Annotated in this window: 19 protein-coding genes; 6 read left to right on the top strand and 13 right to left on the bottom strand. The window is 49.0% G+C overall.

Annotated features, from left to right (window positions below):
* The first annotated feature begins 37 nt into the window (after positions 1–37).
* Both WFK81_RS26765 and WFK81_RS26770 read left to right on the top strand, forming a co-directional pair.
* Positions 38–460, top strand: coding sequence for a DUF1259 domain-containing protein (locus WFK81_RS26765; protein ID WP_336789993.1), 423 nt, complete (start codon positions 38–40; stop codon positions 458–460).
* 270 nt (positions 461–730) lie between these two features.
* The gene (locus WFK81_RS26770; RefSeq protein WP_336789995.1) at positions 731–1492 is read left to right on the top strand and encodes an immunoglobulin-like domain-containing protein; all 762 of its coding nucleotides are present in this window, start codon (positions 731–733) and stop codon (positions 1490–1492) included.
* A 58-nt stretch (positions 1493–1550) separates the two neighbouring features.
* Here the strand turns inward: WFK81_RS26770 and WFK81_RS26775 are convergent, their stop codons facing one another.
* The 4 genes from WFK81_RS26775 to WFK81_RS26790 all read right to left on the bottom strand — a co-directional run bounded on the left by WFK81_RS26775 (position 1551) and on the right by WFK81_RS26790 (position 5307).
* Positions 1551–2402, bottom strand: coding sequence for a metallophosphoesterase family protein (locus tag WFK81_RS26775; RefSeq protein WP_336789997.1), 852 nt, complete (start codon positions 2400–2402; stop codon positions 1551–1553).
* Positions 2403–2441: 39 nt separating this feature from the next.
* Positions 2442–3272, bottom strand: a complete 831-nt coding sequence (locus WFK81_RS26780) for a DMT family transporter (protein ID WP_336789999.1) — start codon at positions 3270–3272, stop codon at positions 2442–2444.
* Between the two features lie 176 nt (positions 3273–3448).
* A complete protein-coding gene (locus tag WFK81_RS26785) occupies positions 3449–4216 on the bottom strand; it encodes a DeoR/GlpR family DNA-binding transcription regulator (RefSeq protein ID WP_336790001.1) in 768 nt (255 codons plus the stop codon).
* A 122-nt stretch (positions 4217–4338) separates the two neighbouring features.
* Entirely contained in the window at positions 4339–5307 is a 969-nt protein-coding gene (locus tag WFK81_RS26790) for an MraY family glycosyltransferase (protein WP_336790066.1), read from the bottom strand.
* A gap of 165 nt (positions 5308–5472) precedes the next feature.
* Here WFK81_RS26790 and WFK81_RS26795 point away from each other — a divergent pair, with 165 nt between their 5' ends.
* Positions 5473–6591 carry an acyltransferase family protein gene (locus WFK81_RS26795; protein WP_336790067.1) on the top strand — a complete coding sequence of 373 codons (1119 nt, stop codon included), beginning with the start codon at positions 5473–5475 and terminating at the stop codon, positions 6589–6591.
* A gap of 72 nt (positions 6592–6663) precedes the next feature.
* On the opposite strand, the gene WFK81_RS26800 is transcribed toward WFK81_RS26795, so the two are convergent.
* The 4 genes from WFK81_RS26800 to WFK81_RS26815 all read right to left on the bottom strand — a co-directional run bounded on the left by WFK81_RS26800 (position 6664) and on the right by WFK81_RS26815 (position 9889).
* The gene (locus WFK81_RS26800) at positions 6664–7560 is read right to left on the bottom strand and encodes a metallophosphoesterase family protein (protein WP_336790003.1); all 897 of its coding nucleotides are present in this window, start codon (positions 7558–7560) and stop codon (positions 6664–6666) included.
* A 151-nt stretch (positions 7561–7711) separates the two neighbouring features.
* Complete coding sequence (locus tag WFK81_RS26805; RefSeq protein WP_336790005.1) at positions 7712–8623, bottom strand: AraC family transcriptional regulator; 912 nt, start codon at positions 8621–8623, stop codon at positions 7712–7714.
* Between the two features lie 139 nt (positions 8624–8762).
* Positions 8763–8921, bottom strand: a complete 159-nt coding sequence (locus WFK81_RS26810) for a hypothetical protein (protein WP_336790007.1) — start codon at positions 8919–8921, stop codon at positions 8763–8765.
* Between the two features lie 140 nt (positions 8922–9061).
* The gene (locus WFK81_RS26815; RefSeq protein WP_336790008.1) at positions 9062–9889 is read right to left on the bottom strand and encodes a phytanoyl-CoA dioxygenase family protein; all 828 of its coding nucleotides are present in this window, start codon (positions 9887–9889) and stop codon (positions 9062–9064) included.
* A 121-nt stretch (positions 9890–10010) separates the two neighbouring features.
* Between WFK81_RS26815 and WFK81_RS26820 the strand changes: the two genes are divergently transcribed.
* Positions 10011–10829: an AraC family transcriptional regulator gene (locus tag WFK81_RS26820; RefSeq protein WP_336790010.1), complete on the top strand. Its 819-nt coding sequence runs from the start codon at positions 10011–10013 to the stop codon at positions 10827–10829.
* Here WFK81_RS26820 and WFK81_RS26825 read toward each other — a convergent pair.
* The 3 genes from WFK81_RS26825 to WFK81_RS26835 form a co-directional block, all read right to left on the bottom strand.
* Positions 10826–12046 carry an RNA polymerase sigma factor gene (locus WFK81_RS26825; RefSeq protein WP_336790012.1) on the bottom strand — a complete coding sequence of 407 codons (1221 nt, stop codon included), beginning with the start codon at positions 12044–12046 and terminating at the stop codon, positions 10826–10828. The two genes, WFK81_RS26820 and WFK81_RS26825, sit on opposite strands and share 4 nt — an antisense overlap.
* Positions 12047–12056: 10 nt before the next feature.
* A complete protein-coding gene (locus WFK81_RS26830) occupies positions 12057–12401 on the bottom strand; it encodes a YciI family protein (protein ID WP_336790014.1) in 345 nt (114 codons plus the stop codon).
* 104 nt (positions 12402–12505) lie between these two features.
* Positions 12506–14620 carry a GMC family oxidoreductase gene (locus WFK81_RS26835; RefSeq protein ID WP_336790016.1) on the bottom strand — a complete coding sequence of 705 codons (2115 nt, stop codon included), beginning with the start codon at positions 14618–14620 and terminating at the stop codon, positions 12506–12508.
* A gap of 245 nt (positions 14621–14865) precedes the next feature.
* Here WFK81_RS26835 and WFK81_RS26840 point away from each other — a divergent pair, with 245 nt between their 5' ends.
* Together WFK81_RS26840 and WFK81_RS26845 are read left to right on the top strand one after the other, a co-directional pair.
* Positions 14866–15762, top strand: a complete 897-nt coding sequence (locus WFK81_RS26840; RefSeq protein WP_336790018.1) for a sensor domain-containing diguanylate cyclase — start codon at positions 14866–14868, stop codon at positions 15760–15762.
* Positions 15763–15785: 23 nt separating this feature from the next.
* The gene (locus WFK81_RS26845) at positions 15786–16778 is read left to right on the top strand and encodes an EAL domain-containing protein (RefSeq protein WP_336790019.1); all 993 of its coding nucleotides are present in this window, start codon (positions 15786–15788) and stop codon (positions 16776–16778) included.
* On the opposite strand, the gene WFK81_RS26850 is transcribed toward WFK81_RS26845, so the two are convergent.
* Together WFK81_RS26850 and WFK81_RS26855 are read right to left on the bottom strand one after the other, a co-directional pair.
* Positions 16733–18136, bottom strand: coding sequence for a chitinase (locus WFK81_RS26850; RefSeq protein WP_336790021.1), 1404 nt, complete (start codon positions 18134–18136; stop codon positions 16733–16735). The genes WFK81_RS26845 and WFK81_RS26850 overlap by 46 nt on opposite strands.
* A 305-nt stretch (positions 18137–18441) precedes the next feature.
* Positions 18442–20757: a glycosyltransferase family 2 protein gene (locus WFK81_RS26855; RefSeq protein ID WP_336790023.1), complete on the bottom strand. Its 2316-nt coding sequence runs from the start codon at positions 20755–20757 to the stop codon at positions 18442–18444.
* Between the last annotated feature and the right edge of the window lie 5 nt (positions 20758–20762).

The raw sequence follows: 20762 nt of genomic DNA on the forward strand, positions 1-20762 counted from the left end.
AGTTTCATATTTTTAATCATGAAAGGATGATCTGTAAATGGCGCAACCTGTAAAGGCAAGTCCTGAGTTTATAAAAATTTGCAACCGATTTTCGTCCATTTTAGGCGGTACAGAGCATGAAATTACGAAAGGGCCGGTTTGTTTCGTTTCAAGAAACAGGAAAATAAACGCCGCTATCTTGGGAAGACGCACAACGTCTCCTCTAGTCCGTTATCAATTGTTCTCGTTTGAGTCACTGGACAGCTCAGGACGCGCACTCTGTCTGGGAGAAACGGCGCTTTTCCAAAACCAGGTCAATCGCTTGCTGTCCAATCTTCGCAAGAACGGGATAAAAGTTACAGCGGTTCATAATCACTGGTTGTTTGAAAACCCGCGGCTCATGTACATTCACTGGGAATCCGTTGATAATCCCATTGAATTTGCAAAAAAGGTAAAACGTTCGATCGCTTTCTTGGGTTAATTAAAAGCTGTGACAGCTTGTCCGCAACCTGTCACAGCTTCCAAGCTTCAAAGAAACTTTTATCCCCGTTCCGCGTCTAAGGATTAACTACAACTAGACTGCGAGCTGACCGAAATGAGAAAGATATTTGCAACTCTCTTGATTACTCTATTTATCACCGGATGCAATTCAAGTAATAATGATGATCGAAAGCCGTTTACTTCATCAAAAGAAACAATGGCGGACGGTATTTCGCAACATCTCAAAAAATCTTCCTCAGGAGACTATGAATTGAAATGGCCTACTCGTGACGTATACGAGAGTATCGGACATCCATTTCAGTCGGGAACTAAACTCCAAGCGCTTTTACCGGATCAGTTTCCGAAAAATTCACAAGAGATTACTTATGCGTTTCAGACAGCACCCAACCAAGACCAAGGGCTGTACTTCCAGCATTTTCCTACGGATAAAACAATCCGGACAACGTTAACCGAGGTTGATGCGGAGCTCCGTCCCATCCACACTCTTCCGCCAAATGTGCAGACGTTATCGGCAGATCCTAGGAGTGACGAGGATATCGTGCATAAGTTCCCTTTTCGCGCGGAAGTTGTTATGCCCGAGAAACCGGATTCGCTTTATTCCTTGCTTACAGAGCTCGTCGAAAAGGATGGTTCCGTGTCGGATTCAATTGTGCAGATTTACTATATCCCTGGCAAGGTCATACATGCGGAGATGTCAACGGACAAGGCCGTTTACACAGCCGGGGATGAACTCCAGTTAAAGATTACGAACCACGGACCGACGAACTTAACCCATCACGGAAGAATGTACGACTTGGAAATAAAAAAGGGAGATAACTGGAAGGTCCTTAACAAAAAAGCGGTTACTTATATGACACTCGAGGGCTACGCACCAATTACGGTTGGCAGCTACTCGCAAAACATCAAGCTTCCGGACAATCTTCAACCCGGAACTTACCGTATTGTCAAAAGCGTCGGAGCTGATCTTACGAATTACGGCACAACACTGTCGGTTGCATTCGAGGTGCAATAAATAAAAAAAGGGTAATCGCATCTACGGCGATATACCCTTTTTTCACGACTATAATCGGTCACTCCGGAATCTCCCACTCATACCGGACCTTCTCCAGCCACTGGCCTGCGGCAAAATCCCGCCCTCTGACTACGATGCGATCCTCGTATACCTCGACGAACAGCCCCTGGCTTCCGTCCTTATGCTCGTCTTCATCCGTCCAGAGGTAGGCAACGGATGCCGCGTTAAACATGCGTGGCAATCGCTCATCGTCAAACAGGGTATGCGGCGCTTCCAGCTCCCAATGCGTATGACCGGTAAACAGAACAGCATGCCTGTGCCTGGACAGTACTTCCTTGAGCTGTTCATCTTGGGTGACGCCGTACCACTTCTGCGACTCGTAGGAGCCCGCGACCGTATTCTTAAGCGGCTGATGCAGAAACACGAAGGCAGGGCGATTAAGACTCTTGCTCTCCGCTAATTTGCCATCCAGCCAGGACAGCTGCGTCTCCGACAGGAACGAGAACAGGTCCAACCCCTGCTCGGTACCGAGGAAAATAAAAGAATACCCCTTCACCCAATGATCGTGATACGGTCCGCTCATCTCCATGGCATCCAGATAAGCGCCAAGGCGCGCCGGCCATTCTCCCCCGCCGACATCATGGTTGCCGGAAGCGAAATAAGCAACTGGCAGTCCTTCTTCGTGTCCCCGCCATATTCTACGAAACTCCGCATACTCTTCCGCATGCCCGTGATCGGTAATATCGCCTGCATGCATAATACCGTCGCTGTCAGGCGCCTCCCGTTTAATATCCGCGAGTGCCCGCGCCAAATTGCAATTATGCGTATGACCGGGATCCGTTCGCACATGCGTATCGGTAATAACCTGGAATTGCAGCCGCGCCTTCCCTTTGCTCTGTTCCTTTCCCATTTTCAACCCCTCTTCCTTCTCGTCATAAATGACCGACGCCTATACTCCCAATATCCCAATAAGCAGAATGCCGGCGAAAATAATACTGGCGGATGCTAATCGCAAGGCGCCTTTTCCTTCCTTCAGCAGCCACACGCCCATAAAGGTTCCAAAGACGGTACCGATCTCCCTAAGCGGTGCTACATAAGTCAGCTGCGACAAGCTCATCGCGAACAAGAATAGCAGGTAAGAACCTGGAGACAAAATGGATCCTGCAGCAAGCAGCTTGCCGTTATCCCTCAACTCCCTTACCCAGCCTACTTCCCGGAAGCGGATAAACGGAACAAGCCCCAACATAAATCCGATATTCGATATCTCTAACAGCACAACCGGCGAAAAATGCCGCAGATTCACTTTGTCCACCATGACATAAGCCATTGTGCAGAAGCCTACGGCTACAATAGACGACAATACTTTCCCCGAAGCTTGGAACCGCTGCTTCCTCCGATAAAACCCGCTCAACAGGAAGAACCCTAGAGCAATTAATCCAAGACCCAGCCACCCCCAGCCTGACAGCCGCTCGTTTAGGAAAATAACCCCGCAAAGAGGGAGCAGGAAGGTTGCTATCCCTCTCATCATCGGGTAGACCTGGGACAAGTCGCCTAAGGTTAAGGTGCGGGACAAGAAAAAAGCGTACCCTGCCTGAATGAGCAGAGACAGAACCAATAGGACATAACCGGACCACGGTACTTGATTAGAGATGATCTCCGCGATAAATTTCGGCAGAAGCAACAGGGTAGCAGGTATATAGATCAAGAACAAAAACAATTGCTTATTCCCGCTCTTCTTCGTGAGCAAATTCCAGATGGCATGCGCCACTCCGGATCCCAATACAAGCAGTACGGCAAGAGAAATGACTAACCCTCCTCACAAATGCAATATGCACCCAAACAACACACATAAACACACATAAATACAACTTTACGCAAATGTTAGCATGAGCCTTTCACCCTGTCAATGAATAAAAAAAGAACCTTCGGGGAAGGTTCTTTCTTGCATCTAATCCTCTATTTGCATTCAACGGGTATCCCGGCTTCCTTGTATCGCTTAAGGATATCGGGGCTTAGCCCGGAGTCCGTAATAATGCGCTCGATCTTATCCAGTCCGCATACCGGCGTGAGCGATACGACATCAAACTTGCTGCTGTCCGCAAGCACAATGACCCGCCGAGTCCGCTCCAGCATCCTCTTTTTTAATTGAATTTCGCTTATCCCGTAATCCGTCAGCCCTTCGGTCAAAGAGATGCCGCTCACGCTCATGAAGAACAGGTCCGCATGGAACTGGGAAACAAACGACTCGGCAAAATCGCCCACCGCGCATTGTTCCGAATTACGTACGACCCCGCCGACAAAAATAATCGTGAACTGGGGTTTAGCCATAAGGATCGAAGCGATCGGAAAGGAATTGGTCAATATCGTTAACCGTTCGAAATGGGCGGCCAATGCCTTGGCGAATTCCGTATTCGTGGTGCTCACGTCCAGGAATAAGGATTGCCCCTCTTCGACAAAACGAAGAGCAGTCTGGGAAAGCTCCCGTTTCTCGGGATGCCTCTTCATCTCCCGCACGGTGAAGGGAAGCTCTTTCCGGTAGTCCGCCGGAGGCAAGGTCGCGCCTCCATGAACTCTTTTCAAGAAACCCTCCTGCTCCAGATACTCCATATCTCTTCGGATCGTCTCGAACGAAACGCCGAATCGCGCGATTAAATCTGCCGTCTTGATGGATTGAAATTCATGAAGCAGCTGTATGATTTGTTGATGCCGGTCATGTATAAGCATGGATACTCCCCCATTAATGCGGACTGCATGGTCACCACATTACTATTCCTTCTAGAATACCACAAAAACACACATACCAACAAAAAGGCCGGAACCCACGAACAGGGCTCCGACCGTAACCTTTATATTTCTACCAACATAAGAATAATAGAGGACAAGCCAAGGCATGTACCCATTAAACACAATACCATAAGTGCCTGTTTATGATTAAGCCCCGCCCGCAGCAGGCGGTAGTGGGCCTGGCTCGCATCTGCCTGGTAAATCGCCTTTCCTTGCAGGAAGCGTTTGAGCATCACGTACAGATTATCGAAGATCGGAACCCCTAAAGCAAGGATCGGGATAAAAATAGAGAGTGCCGTTGCTTGCTTGAAAGCTCCGTCGAGCGAAATAACGGCTAACATAAACCCGAGAAAGGTCGCCCCTGCATCGCCCATAAATATTTTGGCCGGAGGTTTGTTGAATCTTAAATACGCTAAAGTTATGCCTACTAAAATAATGGCCATATTAGCAGAGCTGGACTGCCCCATTGCGAGCGCTACGATAAACAGGGTCATCGCCGATATGGCAGACAGCCCTCCCGCCAGCCCGTCCAGGCCATCCGAGAAATTGATGACCGTCGTCACCCCAAAGATCCAAAGCGTCGTTAAGATAAATTGCAATAGGACGGGAAGCTCCACGTAATGGCCGGAGAACGGATTAACAAAGCCGGTAAACACAACACCCGAGGCGTACACCAACACAGCGGCGGAGAGCTGAACGATGAGCTTCGGCAGCGCGGGAAAATCCTTCCCTTTTGTCTTATACCAATCGTCAACCGTACCAATCGCCAGCAGCAACAGGCCGCCTAGAAATATCGCCCCTGTCTGCATGGAGAAATCCCGGACCACAGCCAAATAAGCGATGAAGAAACCAATAAAAATCGCATAGCCGGCCGTCAGCGGAATCGGCTTGCGGTGCAGCTTGCGCTCAACGTCTTTCCGGGGTTTATCTACGAAATCAATCTTGAACGCAAGCTTGCTGAACGGAGGAATCAATACGAGTACCGTTACAAAAGAGAGCAGGAAAGCAGCAACATACAGAATCTCAATCACCACCTATGTAAATATACCTTATCTCTCATTATATATTTAGCACGAAAGGTGTCGACTGATGATTCACTGACTGTCGACTGACGATGGATCCTACTTTAGCACTAGTCAGTGGTACTTGTTTCCTCTATATTAAGATTAATCTAATAACACATAGGAGGTTTCTTTCTGAAACAACGACTTGACTACCTAGATAATCTACGAACGGCTTTGACAATTCTCGTAATTGTCTTTCATACCTCAATTGCATACGGAGCATCGGGCTCATGGATTCTGATTGACGTGGATACCAGCGAGTTGACGATCACATCCATTTTGCTGACTATTTTTACAGCCATCTGTCAGGCCTTCTTTATGGGATTGTTTTTCTTTCTATCTTCCTACTTTATTCCGTCGTCCTATAATAAAAAAGGAGCAAGCCTATTCTTAAAAGATCGCCTGCTCCGATTGGGCCTACCGCTTGTTCTCTATTGTTTTTTGATAGGTCCAAGCACGGCCTGGTTTGCTCTCTCAAGCAATAAAATGTCGTTGAACGAGTTTTACCGCACCGAGGTATGGAGCTTTAAACAATTATTCGTTGGGCCAACGTGGTTCCTTGAAGCATTACTCTACTTTACAGTCTTATATACGGCTTTTCGTTTATTTAGCAGGAATGCATCACAAGCTCCGCCCGAACGGCCATTTCCTACGAACAAAGCCCTGCTTGTGACCGCCGTAAGTATCGGCTTAATCGCATTCGCTGTACGCTTCGTTTACCCTGCAGGTCAGGGGCCTCTCGGGCTCCAATTCGGTTATTTTCCATTATACATATTGTTGTTTATTGTTGCCCCCTTTGCTTATCGTCACAACTGGCTTCAAGCGCTTCCTTCCCGAACCGTCAAATTATGGGGATGGATTGCCGTCTGCGCCATTCCCGTTTTGCCTATAGGCTTTATTTTAACCGGGGCTTTAGATGGGAATTTTACGTTCCAAGGAGGATTGAATTTTCAAGCTTTGCTCTATGCCCTCTGGGAGCCTTTCGTTTGTTTCGGCATCATCCTTAAGCTGCTGCAATTATTCAAGAGTCGTTTCCACACAGCCGGGGCCTTAAGCAAATGGATGTCCGCGCATGCTTATACCGTGTATTTGATTCATCCGCCCGTCATTGTATTGTGGACGGTCTTCTTTCATGATTTTGACTTGCCGCCGGCCATCAAATGGGTGATCGTTTCCGCTCTTAGCGTCGTTGTCTGCTTTCTGGCGGCTGCTATGCTGCGCTCCATCCCCGGAGCCAGACGGATTCTCTAGTAATGACACGCCGCCTTGACTATAAAAAAATACAGAGCAACGGATTCATCTGACCCGTGCTCTGTATCCCTTTTATTTATTAAATCCTTCATCCTCTTTAATATAGGTTTCAAACCGGCGCTCCCCCTCAATGAGGGTAATGATTCTGGCACCGCGCTTTAAATCGCCATAGGTATTGTAGCCGGTCGCGCGCCCATATCCAAGCGTGATGCCATGAAGCGAGCCAATGTAATCATTATTATGATCATGCCCCGCAAATACCCCCGTGACATCTCCCCGCTCCAATAGAGCGGCGAACAATCCGCTATTGACCTTAGAGCAGCATACTTGCTCGCCTTTTGTGCCTTCTGCGTTGCCGGACTCCCAGACGTCATTAAATTCGGGAATAGGGATGTGGAGGAATGCTAGTCCAGGCAATACGCCGTTATTTTTTTCGGCAAATTGGCGGGACTGTTCTCTGTACCATTGAACCTGACTAGGCTGAATCCAAGCATATCCGCCGATGCTCTCATGCGCATATTCGCCCGAATCCATGAAATAAAGAACGGCGGCATCGCTGCCCGACGAAGAGCTCCGGACCGTTGCCGTATAATTGCCAATGCCGCCAATGTCCTCCGGACCGGCTTCGCTAATGCAATTGCCGAATTCGGATAAAATCTCTTGCAGCTCCGGTTTCTTAACGTTTCGCTCCGCATCGTGATTGCCGTAAATAACGGCGAACGGAATACCGGATTGATCGGCGATTTGTATCGTTTTCCGGAATCCCCCTCTAAGGTCGCCCGTCTCATTATCGGCAAAAATGAGGTCCCCCGTAAAAACAATCAGATCCGGCTTCTCGGATTCAATCATGTTTTTGATTAAACTTAGCGAGCGGACATCCGCTTCCCCTAGCCCATCATACACGTGGATATCCGTGAACTGAATGATTTTAAAAGTCCCGTCCTTGCGAAATGCCAATTGCCTTCCCATCGTATAAGCCTCCTAGTGAAGTATTGTTCCTTCCTGTTATTACTTATCCATCACCCTATTAAATTCCTTTGAAAATTCTCGCGCCCATATAAAACTCCAAAAGAAACGGACGGACGCTGGTTCTCGCCAAGCGCCCGTCCGTTTTCATTTCTTATCGTTTTTCCTCGATTCGATACCATAATTCGCAATACTCGTAACCGTCGTGATGCGTACAATACATTTCAAAATTGCCGCCGTCAATAATCGTATATTTGGAGGTTGGGAGCCACTCGGAAAATATCCGGGTTTTTAATGATCGCAAATCATAGATGCCGCTGGCGTTACCGTCATGCATGGTAGAGAACACCGCCCAAGTAGATGCCGGAACGTCAACAATGGCGTAGCCATCAGTCTTGCTTTTCTCCGACTTGTAGCACCCGATCAAATAGGGAAATGTCGTGTTGCTTGTGACTCTATAGGAATCGAATGCGAATACCGCCCCAAGCTCCTTGCCGAAACGGCCTTCAGCCTGCCAATCTCCGCTAGTTGAATGAAGCAGCCTGTCAAACTCGCCATTAATGGAGATGTTTTGCCAGACTTCCGGGATGGTTACCCCTTCTTTGTTAGCGATATTATCCATGCCGTATACATCTTCCAGTCCAAATACTTGAAAAGCTTCCCGTTCCTCGATCCGATAATTCATTCCGGCAACTCCCTTTAAAATAATTTGAAAGGAGAGACGAGGGTAGGCTTTTAACCTGCTTCCTGACTGCCGCGCTAAGGACGGAGTCAGTCCGTGCAGATTCTGAAAAGCCCGGGAGAATGATTCCGGCGTTTCATAGCCATACTTCAAGGCTATATCCGTCACTTTATTCTTTTTGTCTTGCAGGTCAAAAGCTGCTAAAGTCAGTCGTCTGCGCCTTATATATTCGGATAAAGGTATGTCGAGCACAAACGAAAACATACGCTGAAATTGATAGACGGAGCATAAAGCAATCCTGGCGATCTGATCATAGTCGATATCATGATCCAAGTTGTCTTCAATATAATCAATGGCCAGGTTCATACGTTGAAGCCAATCCACGTCGACCCCTCCTTTCATAAGGAGCATAACATCCGGTTGTTTCAAGAGCCTGACAATTCATGCAGCAAAATGACAGATTGTACAACGCTGCAAGGGAATAAAGTCTTGCACGCATGGCGATGTATTTTCATCTAAGCAATTAATGCTCCGCAGCCTTGGTTAGATAAGGCGTATCTTGACCTTCGCTGTGATAGATCGGTATTCCTTCAATCTCATGGATTTTTTCCGTTGAGGGATTCCGATCGAATACGGGAAGCCTTCTCTGAAAATGCAGCACGATCGCGCGATACCCGCTCAACCTGTCCTGCCTGCACAGCTTTAACGAGATCCTCGATTCTATCCGCGCTTAGGGACTTATGAAATCCTTGTTTTATGCGCAGAGCAAAAAAACATCGCCGGAGCCCTTGGCTGCACGGCGAATGTTTTCATCAGGTGCTTTTATTTGAAGTGGCCTCGCGGCTTCTTGCCGCTCCACCGTTCGTCAACTTTTTCCAAGCTTGACTGGTACCGCGTATCCACGCTGAGCCGATATTGGTTCGTCGTATTGGCTAACGAGCAATGCATGAGGAACATGCCAAAAATCAGTACGTCCCCCGCGCGATACTCGGTCGTAGCCCACTTGCCTCCGAATTTCTCCGTAATGACAAGCGGATCATCGGTATAGTGCCCAATGCCGGGGTCGCGGTCCGAATCCTTGGAACCGTAAGACTTCTTCAGCTCCTCAAAGTGATGGGAATCCAGGCAAATCGCCAGACCTCCCATGTCATAATCGATGTCGCCAAGAGGCGACCAAACGGTGTAGAGGTTATGCGTACCTCGCCCCATATACACAATATCGTAATGCGCACCGGTAAAATCTCCTTTTCCCACGGCGCGAAGCCACTTGTAATGGTACGTAAGCGACCGTTCTCCTAGCAATTCGTCAAAGAAGCCCATAATATGCTCGCCATTCAGCACATTGAGCAATTCCGGCAAATCTTCGTTAGTCCCCCCCATGAAGATGGTTTTGCTGCCGTCGGCCATTACGCCTTCCTCCAGCAGGGTATCCCTGTCCAGCTTGCCCATCTTATCCATTTTCTCCAGGACGGTATGGCGCGCTTTCAACACTTGCTCTCGATTATGGAAATCCCGGAGCAGCAAATAACCGTCCTCCGCAAGTCGCTCTCTTAATGCGTCAGCATCATGCAATAGCTCATTCGAATCTCTCAGTTCCGTTAAATGAGGTCCTCCAAGCTCTAGTTCCCGGCTTCCTACTCTTAGCAGCATACACCAACCACTCCTTCATCCGATGTTAGCTTCATTGTAGCGCCGGCCACCTAGCTGTACCATGGAGGCCATTTGCAAAAACATGTATAATCGTACTAAATTCTCGAAAGGAGGGCTTGCCATGTCCTTTATGAATATCCCCTACGAGATGGAAGGAATTCCGCTGCCGCCGCCCTGTCAATTTCAATTAATATGGAAGGTGCAAGCGAACAACGCTTATCAAGTCTCCAAGTCAGCCGGTTTTTCCTCCCCAGGCCTATTCGCAACTTGGGAGGGCAAAGGCATAATCACGCTGGGAAGCGATCAGCATGAGCTGGGTGCCGGAACCTATATAATCGTACCGCCGGATATTCCCACCTCATACCGGTGTCTCAATGGGAATTGGAAATTCTATTTCCTGGAATTCGATTCGCTGGACATGGCCTTAGAATTAAACCTTCCTGTAGGCATTCCCGTATCCACCGCCAAAATGGCTGAAGCCGCCCGAATAAACGAGCGGCTGATTAACAATCTAATCATGAAGCCTACCGGTTATGCCTACGACTCTCACCTGGCCATGCAAGAGCTTCTTCTGCTGTTTGCCAGAGAAAGGCAAGCCGACCGCTCCGGCAGGCATCCCGAATTAGACGATATTTTGTACCGCATGCACCAAACCATTGGACAAGCCTTCCCGATCGAGGAATGGGTTCAGCAAAGCGGGTTATCGCGCAACGCCTTCTTCACCCGCTTTCGCGAGAGAACGGGCATGCCCCCTAACCAATATATGCAAGAGCTGAAGCTGGCCGCGGCCAAGACATCGCTCGAGACAACCCAAGCATCGGTGAAAGAAATTGCCGCCGCCCTGCATTTCTATGACGAATTTCATTTCTCGAAGCTGTTCAAAAAAAGATACGGCATGTCTCCCCGGGCTTACCGGCAGGGTGCACCGTTTGCAGATTAACAGATCTCCATTGCGCGTTGATGCAAGAACTGTTTTACGGAACGGTCTTCGCAAAGTCCAATCGCGCGGCTGTAAGCTGTTCGGGCTCCCTCGAAATTCTCCGTCACCTTATGCAAATGAGCCAACAGCGCCCAATAGGGCTGGTAACTTTCCCTATTCGCTTGAGGTATCGCCTCAAGAAGAGCCAATCCTTCCCTTGGCCCGTATGCCTCCGCAACAGCAGCCGCGCGTCCTACCAAAATCCCCAGAGTTGGGCTCAGTTGGCTTAGCCCTTCATATAACAAGGCGATTTCTTTCCATTCCGTACGTCCGGTCCTTGCCCGCTGGGCATGAACGGACTGAATAGCGGCCATCAGCTGAAATCGTCCGATTCGGCCGAATTGAGCGGCTTTATGCAGACAATTTTCTGCCTCCGTTATTAACGGGACGGACCAGCGCGATGTATCCTGCCCGCTAAGCGGAATGTAACTCCCCGCATCGTTGCGGCGGGCTTGTTGCCGTGCTTCGCAATGCAGCATAAGGGCAAGAAGTCCCTGCGCTTCGGGTTCATCAGGCATATACGCGGCAAGGAGTCTTCCCAAATAAATGGCCTCGTCCACTAACCCTCTGCGCCTCGAATCCAATCCCGCCGGATCATCCCAGCCACTGCCGTACGCCGCATAGATCGAATCCAGCACAGCATCCAGGCGTTTAGGCAACTCTTCAACGTCTGGCATAGTGAAGGTCAGGCGGTCGCTTCGGATTTTTGCTTTGGCGCGCGTAAGCCGCTGCCCCATTGTGGAAGGCTTCACCACAAATGCGGACGCGATGCGGGAGGCATCGATACCAAGCACGAGCTGAAGCATTAACGGCGTATGCATCGACGGATCGATTTCGGGATGCGAGCATAAGAACAACATTTTTAGCCGATCATCGGGAAAGGCAGCGGTATCCATATGCTCCGCTTCCTCCGACATGGCGATCAGAGCCGTATAAGCTTTTTCGGAAACGCGTTCGCGGCGGAGACGATCCGTAAGGCGCCGTCTAGCCACCATAAGCAGCCAGGCCTCCGGTTTGTCCGGAATCCCCTTCTTCGGCCACGATTCCATGGCGGTGACGAGGGCATCCGCAAGCGCGTCTTCAACCGCCTCCAGATCACGCCAGTTAGCGGCTAGATAGGAGAGGATCCGGCCATAAGAGTCGCGAACGGTATTTTCAATCGTCCGGTAAGTATCCATCTCGTTCCTGTCACATAGCCGGGAGATTTTGTCTTACTTCAACGGCGTTTACGGGTGCGCGGGCCGCCCATTCCAGCGCGGCATCCAAATCCGGTACGTTGATGACGAATAATCCGCCAAGCTGTTCCTTCGTTTCGGTAAAGGGGCCATCCTGGACAAAAATCGTTCCGTCATTTCGCTTTAACGTCGCAGCCGTCTCTGGCGCATGCAGGCCAAACCCGGTAACGACAACCCCGGAATCACGCAGGGCATGAACATAATGCGACCAGCCTGCCAGATACTCCTGCTGTTTTTCAGGGTCCTTACGAGCGGCGAAATCCTCCGTACTTTCAAAAAAAATCAGCGTAAAATGCATGTTTCAAGCTCCTCTCATCGATCAACTAAATTTGACTTACATCCTTATGTCGATTTCGGAACGCGAATTTCTACAATGTCTGTAAAATAATTTCGTCTCAATGACTAGCTCAGTTTCACCAGGTTATCCGCCGTGCGGAAGGCCAAAGCCATAATCGTCAGCACCGGATTAACGCCGCCGTTCGTCACGTGAACGGATCCATCGCTCACCCACAGATTGTCGTAACCGTGCACGCGGCCAGACGGATCGGTGACGGATGTCTCGGGATCGTTCCCCATGCGCAATGTACCCGCCTGATGCTGTCCTGCGCTTAACCCTCCACCCGGTTTGGTCTGCCAGACTTCACGCGCCCCGGCTGCCCATAGCCACTTCTCCGCCTGCTCTCCCAGCACAGCCGCAGCCCGGAGGGACTCGGGATGAACGCTGCCGGACAGGAACGCAACCGGTATGCCAAAACGGTCCTTCACCGACTTCGACAGCCGCACTCTGGAGTCGGGGTTAGGGATCTCCTGAATAGGCCCTTGAATTTGGCTCGTGCGCAGGAAGGTATCGCGCATCGTTTCCTTGCCCTTTATCCCCCATCTAGCCGCATTTGGGGAAAGCGCCCGATACCAATGGATCAGAGGCAGCCGGGTAAACTCGTTTGCGAGCAGCCCTCCGCCTATAATCCCCATATTGCTATGTTCCGTGTTGAACGTCGCTATGCTGACCCCTGGACCAAGGCCGTCTTGAACCACCTCGTCAAAAATTCCGTAAGCACCTGAATAAACATGACCCTGCAGGTTTCTTCCGACTTGGCCATGCCGGTTGCCGATTCCGTCCGGCTCCGAATCGCTTGCGGAGTTAAGCAGGAGCCGAGCGCTTTCAATCGCCCCCGCGGCAACGATCACATGCCCCGCCCGTATTTGCCGCCGAAGGACCGAACCCTTGGATTCCTGCACGAGACGGACTCCGGTCGCATGTTTTCCTTCATCGGTATCTATGTACTCGGCAAAAGTATCGCAGATCAGATCGCAATTGCCCGTCGCTATCGCTCTTACCAGCATCGTGTTATGCCCGCCGTTCTTGCTATTTGTCGGGCAGGCAAATCCCACGCATTGACCGCATCTGCCGCAAGCCTGCCGGCCATCCCTTTCAACGGAGTTTATAAGAAGCGGTACGGCACCGGAATGCCAGCCCAGCTTTTGGGCAGCACGGGCTAACCGTTCGGCTTCCAACGTCATAGGCATTGCCGGCATAGGATAAGGACCATAACGCTTGCCTCTGCCAGGATGGGCACTTCCGTCGCCGGATACGCCAACTTCCCATTCCGCACGCTGGTAATAAGGCTCAAGATCTTCGTAAGAGATCGGCCAATCGGAGAGCGAGCTGCCTTCCGGTATTCCGTAACGGCTTGCCATACGGAAATCCTCCGTATGAAAACGCCACGCCTGCGCCCCGTAAACCCGCGTTCCTCCGCCAACCGTCATCGCATTATTATGGTAATCGCCATCGATAGGCAGCGTTATTCGTTCGCTGCCGTCCGCCATAGCAAACGTACGAGGATTGCCTTCCACATCCGGACCTGTGTTATGCCCGTATTTGCTAATCCGGTGATTCCGCAGGTGATCCCTGCCAACCTGATCGTATTTCAGCCAGCTTCCACGCTCGACTACAAGCACTTGCATGCCTGACTCGGCCAGAACAGCCGCGGCTACCGATCCCCCGGCACCGGCACCGATCACCACCGCGTCATATCGGTCCCGCAGCTGCTCGAGCGTCTTATGGGGAAAATCGGGTTCAGGAGCCGGCGCAGTAGCTCCCGCCACGATGCCGGGACGAAAGCCTATCATCTCCCACGACTTTCCTTCTTTATTCCCTCCAGCTTCCGGAGTTCCGTAATAACCTTCAGCAGTTAGATTCAATAACGTATCGAAAAATAGCTTCGACGAAACAGGCCAGTCCCGGTAGGCGTCAGATTCCGCTTCTTGCAGCAGTTGATCTTGCTTACCGGCAGGCAATTCGGAAAACGGCTTCCCATGAAGCCTCATTGCTTCCTCTTGCAAGGAACGGAGCCCGGGTTCAATCACCTTCTCCCAGACTGCAGCGTCTTGCTCGGCATAACGCTCCAAATAAGTTAAGACACCGGCATCGCTTGCCGACTGCCAATCATCCCCTGGAATCAACCGATCCGTAACCGCTTTCAAAATTGCGTCCAAATGCAAATGATTTTGACTCATTCCCCTGATCCCTCCCTATTTCCAGCTACTTTCATCATAATCCTATTTCCTGGACATTTGCACCTTAATTTTAGCGGAAGATTGTTGAATCCATCCAGCTTAGGCGCATCCTACGAACTCTGGTAATTCAAATAAAAGATTGGTATATTGATTGTGCATCTGACACTAAGTTTATGTAGAGCCAAAAAGGAAATTTTCTATCACAGAGGGTTGCTGATAAATGTGATATAGAAAGAGGTTAAGTTATGGCAGGATATCATCCAGACTACAAAATACTGAATTCATTATTTGAACAGATTGCTATTATAGATCTACATGGGACTATTCAATTCGTCAATGAATCGTGGATACGATTTGCAATGATGAATAACGGTGATCCAAGAGTTGATGTTGTAGGCTCCAATTATTTCAATGCATGCAAGGAACAACCTGATATCCTAAATGGAATTAAACTGGTGCTTTCCGGACAAGAACCTGTCTATATGAATGAATATCCATGTCATTCGCCCAGTACCGAGAGATGGTTCTTGATGCAGGTTACATCAATTATAGATACTTATAGAGAAATTTCAGGTGCTGTTATTTCTCATATTAACATTACAGAGCGCAAAGAGCTTGAGCTTCGTCTAAATAAACTTGCGATGACTGATCCACTATCCGGCTTATATAACCGAAGATATTTTAATATTCGTTTACAAGAAGAGCTTGCGCAATCGAAGAGATTCAACTGTCCACTCTCTCTCATCTGTATGGATATTGATGAGTTTAAACAGATCAATGATACATATGGACATGATGCCGGTGACGAGGCTATTCTTAAACTTGCATCAATTATAACGAAGTTAACGCGGCAGGAGGATGTTTGCGCCCGGTTAGGAGGAGACGAATTCGTCATCCTTCTTCCTGGGACAACCCTTAATGAACTTCGCGGTATATCTGAACGCATCTTGCAAGAGGTTCGGGATTGCCACATCAAGGTGAGCCACAATGTTGATTTTTCAATAACTGTTTCTATAGGAGCAGTAGAATCTGAACGGTCCATTTATAATAAAAAAACATTGTTACAGAGAGCAGATACAGCACTATATAAAGCTAAAGAAGCGGGTCGAAATCAAGTATTCGTGCTGAGTAATCATTCATGAAATATAGGCGAGGAGCGAATCGTATGCAACAGTGCAATTGTTCTCCTACAGAAATAAATTATAAAGTCTCTATTAAAGATACACGGGACAAGGGCACATTAATACAAATACACGAGTATTTGCAAACCAAAGAATGGTTCATTCAACTTCAAAATAACGAAGTCCACATACGTGAAGCAGGAGTAATGGATTTTTACGATTTTTGCATGGATCACATGAATGTTGATCAAATGACCTTTTGTACGACTAACCAAGGGAGTTATCTTCCATTTCGTGAAATTACCAAGGTAGCAGGAGCAAAATGGGTTGATTCTGTTATCAAAGATCATCAAGTAGAGTCATGGGCGCAACAGATTGTAGACGCAGAAGGAAGCATCTATGCGCATGAGATATTATCCAGATTCGTGCAGGCGGACGGTACGATAAAAACGCCGGATGAAGTTTTTGCCGCGGCGAAGCTCCGTAATTGTTTGTACGCGCTGGATCGCATGTGTCGCTTGCAAGCCGTAAGACAAGCTGTTCATTTGCCGAAAAAGGTTTTTATTAATTTTATCCCGACATCGATCTATTCGCCGCAGCATTGTCTCCAATCTACGATTTCTTTATCGCGTGAATTAGGTATTGATGCCAATAAATTTGTGTTCGAAGTCGTGGAAACCGAATATGTAGAGGATTTGAATCATTTAAAACGCATTCTTCAGTATTACACGGAGCAGGGATTCAGCTATGCACTGGATGATGTGGGGGCAGGCTTCAGTACCATGGACGTACTTCGGGAAATTAAGCCTCATTACATGAAGCTGGATAAAAAATATGTGCAAGGGGTTTCCAACGATTCTTCTAAACAGAAGATAGCGGAGCAATTTCTTCAAGCCGCAACAGAGATCCAAGCCGTTCCTTTGGCAGAAGGAGTTGAACGGATAGAGGATTTGGAATGGCTCAAACAAAAAGGATTCCAATTGTTTCAAGGTTATTTGTACGGCAAACCAAAACCCATTCGTGAACTTTTTCTATAGGATGGCAGCAATAAAAAATACATCGCCGGGGCGCATAACCCCGTGGCGATGTATTTTTCGCTGAGCTTATTGATTTTCCCCCGTTTTTTCTGCAGCTTGGATAATACCGCATTGATCTGAGCCTCTGTGAGTCGCGCCCATGGGGAGCTATCCGGATCGGATGCCGAGTTGGGGCCTTCGCCTTGATTCCACCACTTAGCTTGATAAGCGAATCCCTCGAACATGACCCGCTGACCCGCTTCATAAATAGCCGAGTCTGACCAGGATGGATAGGTATCCTTAGGCACAGTAGGCTGAGGAATCGGTTTTTCGCCGGGCAATACCGGTCCAATAAGATTCCATGGCGTTTCCCATGACTGAAGAACCGGATTGTCAGGAACGTCATCTTTTGTCCACCACTTGGCCTCGTAGACATTATGGTGCCAGACGACTTTATCTCCTGCAAGGTATGTGCCCATTGGGGACCATACCTGATAGGGGCTTGTCGCCGGATCATCCGGCTGCTGCTCACTGGCTGATAATTGATCAGGCGTTGTGATGAGACCGGCACTCATCGAAATGGTCCCTTTAAACCCCATGCCAAGTAATTCGGAAAAGCCGTATTGCGTTTGCTTCACGCCGCTGCAAGCGTCGGATACCATACTGACGTCAACATAATTGCTTCCGCACATAATATCCCGATTAGCCGACCACATGGACATCCGGCCAACGCCGCGAGAAAGAGCAAACTTGTTTAGAGCCTGTGCATCATTTAAGGTAAAAACTTCGTTTCTGTAATCGTTTTGGCCAATCATGGGCGTAGCACCAATTTTGGACCATAAGGTTGTATCACTTAGTTGCACGCCTGCCTGTTGGTAAAGAGTTTTGAGTTGGCGTTCCGTCTGAATTAACGCGCTTTCCGAAGCGGACAGCATCGTGTGATCCGAGGATAGACTTGAGCCATAGTCCATCGTCATCACATTTACTCCCGCTAAGTCGACATCATGCTGAAGCAGCTGCGCGACAGCCTTCGTGCCATCCTGACTCAAGCCTTGGGGCGAGACAGGCAGCGTCAGCCATACCGCCAGCTGCTTGCCGGCAGCCCGTCTATCTGACTGCAGCTTAGCAATCGCCGTTGCACGACGGCTGCCAGCAGCAGCATCCGTAAGTCCGGAATTTTCTAGATCCAGGTCTATTGTATTCAGATTATATCTGTCAACAACGGATTGGTACGCCGATAATAGTCTGCTATTGTCTGAACACCCTATTGCCAGTTCATTGTTTTTCAGGCCGCCGAAAGAAACGGCAATACTCCCCCCTTGTTGTTGTAACCGGGCAATGCGCCGGTCAAGATCGAGTTCGTCACTGGCGTGATCCATTGTATAGGCACCACCCCAGGACGGTACGCAAGGGTCTGCCCGATCCGAAACAATAAATGCAAGAACAGCGTCCTTATGTTCGGTTGAACCCAGATTTTGAAATGTAAATATGGGGGTAGCCGTAACGTCAACGTAGGGCGCAAACCATTGGTTCTGCGCTGCAGCCTGGGCGGTCCATATTTTCCCTATACGTCCGGTTGCACCTAATATGCCGCTGGTGATAAGACCAACAAGGACCATACATAGAATGATCAATCGCAGTGGCGATAAACGCCTTTCACCTACTAGACTCTTCGTGACGCCGGTCATGATGTCATCACTTCTTTTTCTTCAAGGTGGGGCGCTCTGGCAGTCAACGCAAGATGATCGAGCGCACTTTCAGACAGCCGCATCTCGGCATCGCCGTGATAAAGAATGGATTGCCAGTGAGCACGATGCGCATGCTCCTTCTCCTGATCGATCTGCTTTTTCTTCACCGGTACGTATAACCAATTCAGGACGCTTAGCCATACGTCAACGACCGTATTTTTAATTCCTATAAATTCAACGACCGCCCACAAGGCAGTAATGGCATTAAATGCTGCAAAAGCGGCATTTCCCCAGTTTTGCTGCACTTTGCCTTGCCACAAAGTAAACAATGAAATGCCAATAATAATAAGCGGCGAAATAACGTAAAGCATGGGGGAAACTGTCCGTTCCTTCACTTTAGGGGTCCGGGCAAACGGGATTTTCTTGGCGCTTAAGGCCTGCTGCATAGATTTCAACACGCCAGCCAAATTCACGGGTAAGAGTATTAAGTTGAAGCCGTAAATCCTGAAGACGTCGCTCCGTTTATATCGGCTATATTTCAAATCGCTGGCCATCGCTAAAAAGTATGGCAATGCCGCCAGAAGTACAAAGGGACTCAGGAGCCGCCCGTCAATGGGGTAAGCTAACAAAAAGATTAGCCCAAAGCTCGCCCACGCAATGGAAGTCAGGTAGTTCAAACGAAGTAAAATCTCAGTCTTCAACATCATGTTTCCATGCCGTTTACGATCTCGAACCAAGGACCACAGCTTTGGCAAGATGATAAGACCGCCATTTGCCCATCGGCGTCTTTGTACAATGAGTGAACCGAAGTCAGGCGGTGTTGCGCTGTAGCTTAGACGTTCCGGATAGTTGAAAAGCGTCCAATTATGCTTGGCAAGATCGACGCTGGATTCCGTATCTTCGATAACCGTGCGGTCTTGAATAAACCTCCGTATTTCAAAGCCCCCCACCCATTCCGTCTCACCGATGTCTTCCAATGCGGATTTCCGGATAACGGCATTAGCTCCAACCCAAAATGTCGCATTATAGTAAGTCATACCCTGGTGCAAAATATGTTGGATGTCCGTTGTGGCTCCAGCAATCCGCTCAATGCGGGTAGCGGCTCCGCGGAATGATGAATACGGGGTCTGGACTACCGCAACACGGGCATTGTCCGGCTGCTGCAAGAAATACACCAGGCGCAAGCAGTAACCCGTGCGCAGTATGGAATCCGCATCCAAGGTAAGCACGAATTCGCTGTCCGGAAAAACAATATTCTCGCCGCTTCGAATTCCGGATGCGGGCACCAGTATAGGGCCATCTGGCGTATCTACCTGATTATACGTGCGGCCCATAAGTCCGATATAGGAATTAAGGTTCATGGCTTTATTGGGTTCATGAGATAATGAAGCGAATTTTTTTCGTTCAAAGACTTCAAGTTCCGTATTAAATATCCAGGTCAAACGTTGATAGAGCTGACTAACCCTGGAAACGGGAAGCCTCGCCTTGTCGTTGTAGGAGGCAATCAAAGCTTCATGAACCAAGCGCAGCTCCTCTGATAAACCGCCCACCACATCATGTGCAAAAAACTCCCCGACATGATCGCCCTTCTCTTCCTTGCTGCCGAGCTGATCTAACCAATCGGCCGCCCAGGCATAGTGTTCGGCCAGCTCCTTCGTAACCGCTAGACTGGCATGCGATGAAGATGGCTCTTCGCGAAGGAATTCCGCAAGTTTTGACTCAAATAGCAGACGGGGCTCGGCTAATAATTGTTCGATATCCTTTGCCAGCTGCCTAGTAGCATTAAGTCGGGCTAAAGTGTCCGGATCGGTCGGATATGGAGCATCATCTAAAAGGAGAACAATCCGAATATGGGGATATTCCTGTAGGGCAGCAGATAACAGAGTCTTTCTCACTACTCCCGGCTCTTCATTATATGACGGTACTAATACGGTGATCGTTGGTTGATTCTTGTCGAAGTATCTATCAATCTCTGCACGAGGTACGCGCACATGTTTACTAAACCGCTGCAAGGCACCCTGTCGTGCTAGAAGATACATGAGCGCTGAGAAAGTCAGAAGTGTGACAATCACCAGATAACCGAGAGATTCCATTACGAAGCGGAACGTATTCGGGCCAATGAAGTATTGCCTTATAATCGTCGTTATTACATATGTAATCCAAAAACCGATAGTGAAAATAATAGCTAAGCGGCTGTATACCATTTTCCGAGTTGATGGCTTGTCATGAAAAATGGACAGCGGCGTTGGGTCACGCTCCGTCCCCCACTGCCGTTTCCGTGCCAGTCCCCTAGTGCGTCGCAAACGTGACATAATCC

The sequence above is a fragment of the Paenibacillus sp. MMO-177 genome (genome assembly GCF_037147795.1).
In the GTDB taxonomy this organism is placed as follows: Bacteria; Bacillota; Bacilli; order Paenibacillales; family Paenibacillaceae; genus Pristimantibacillus.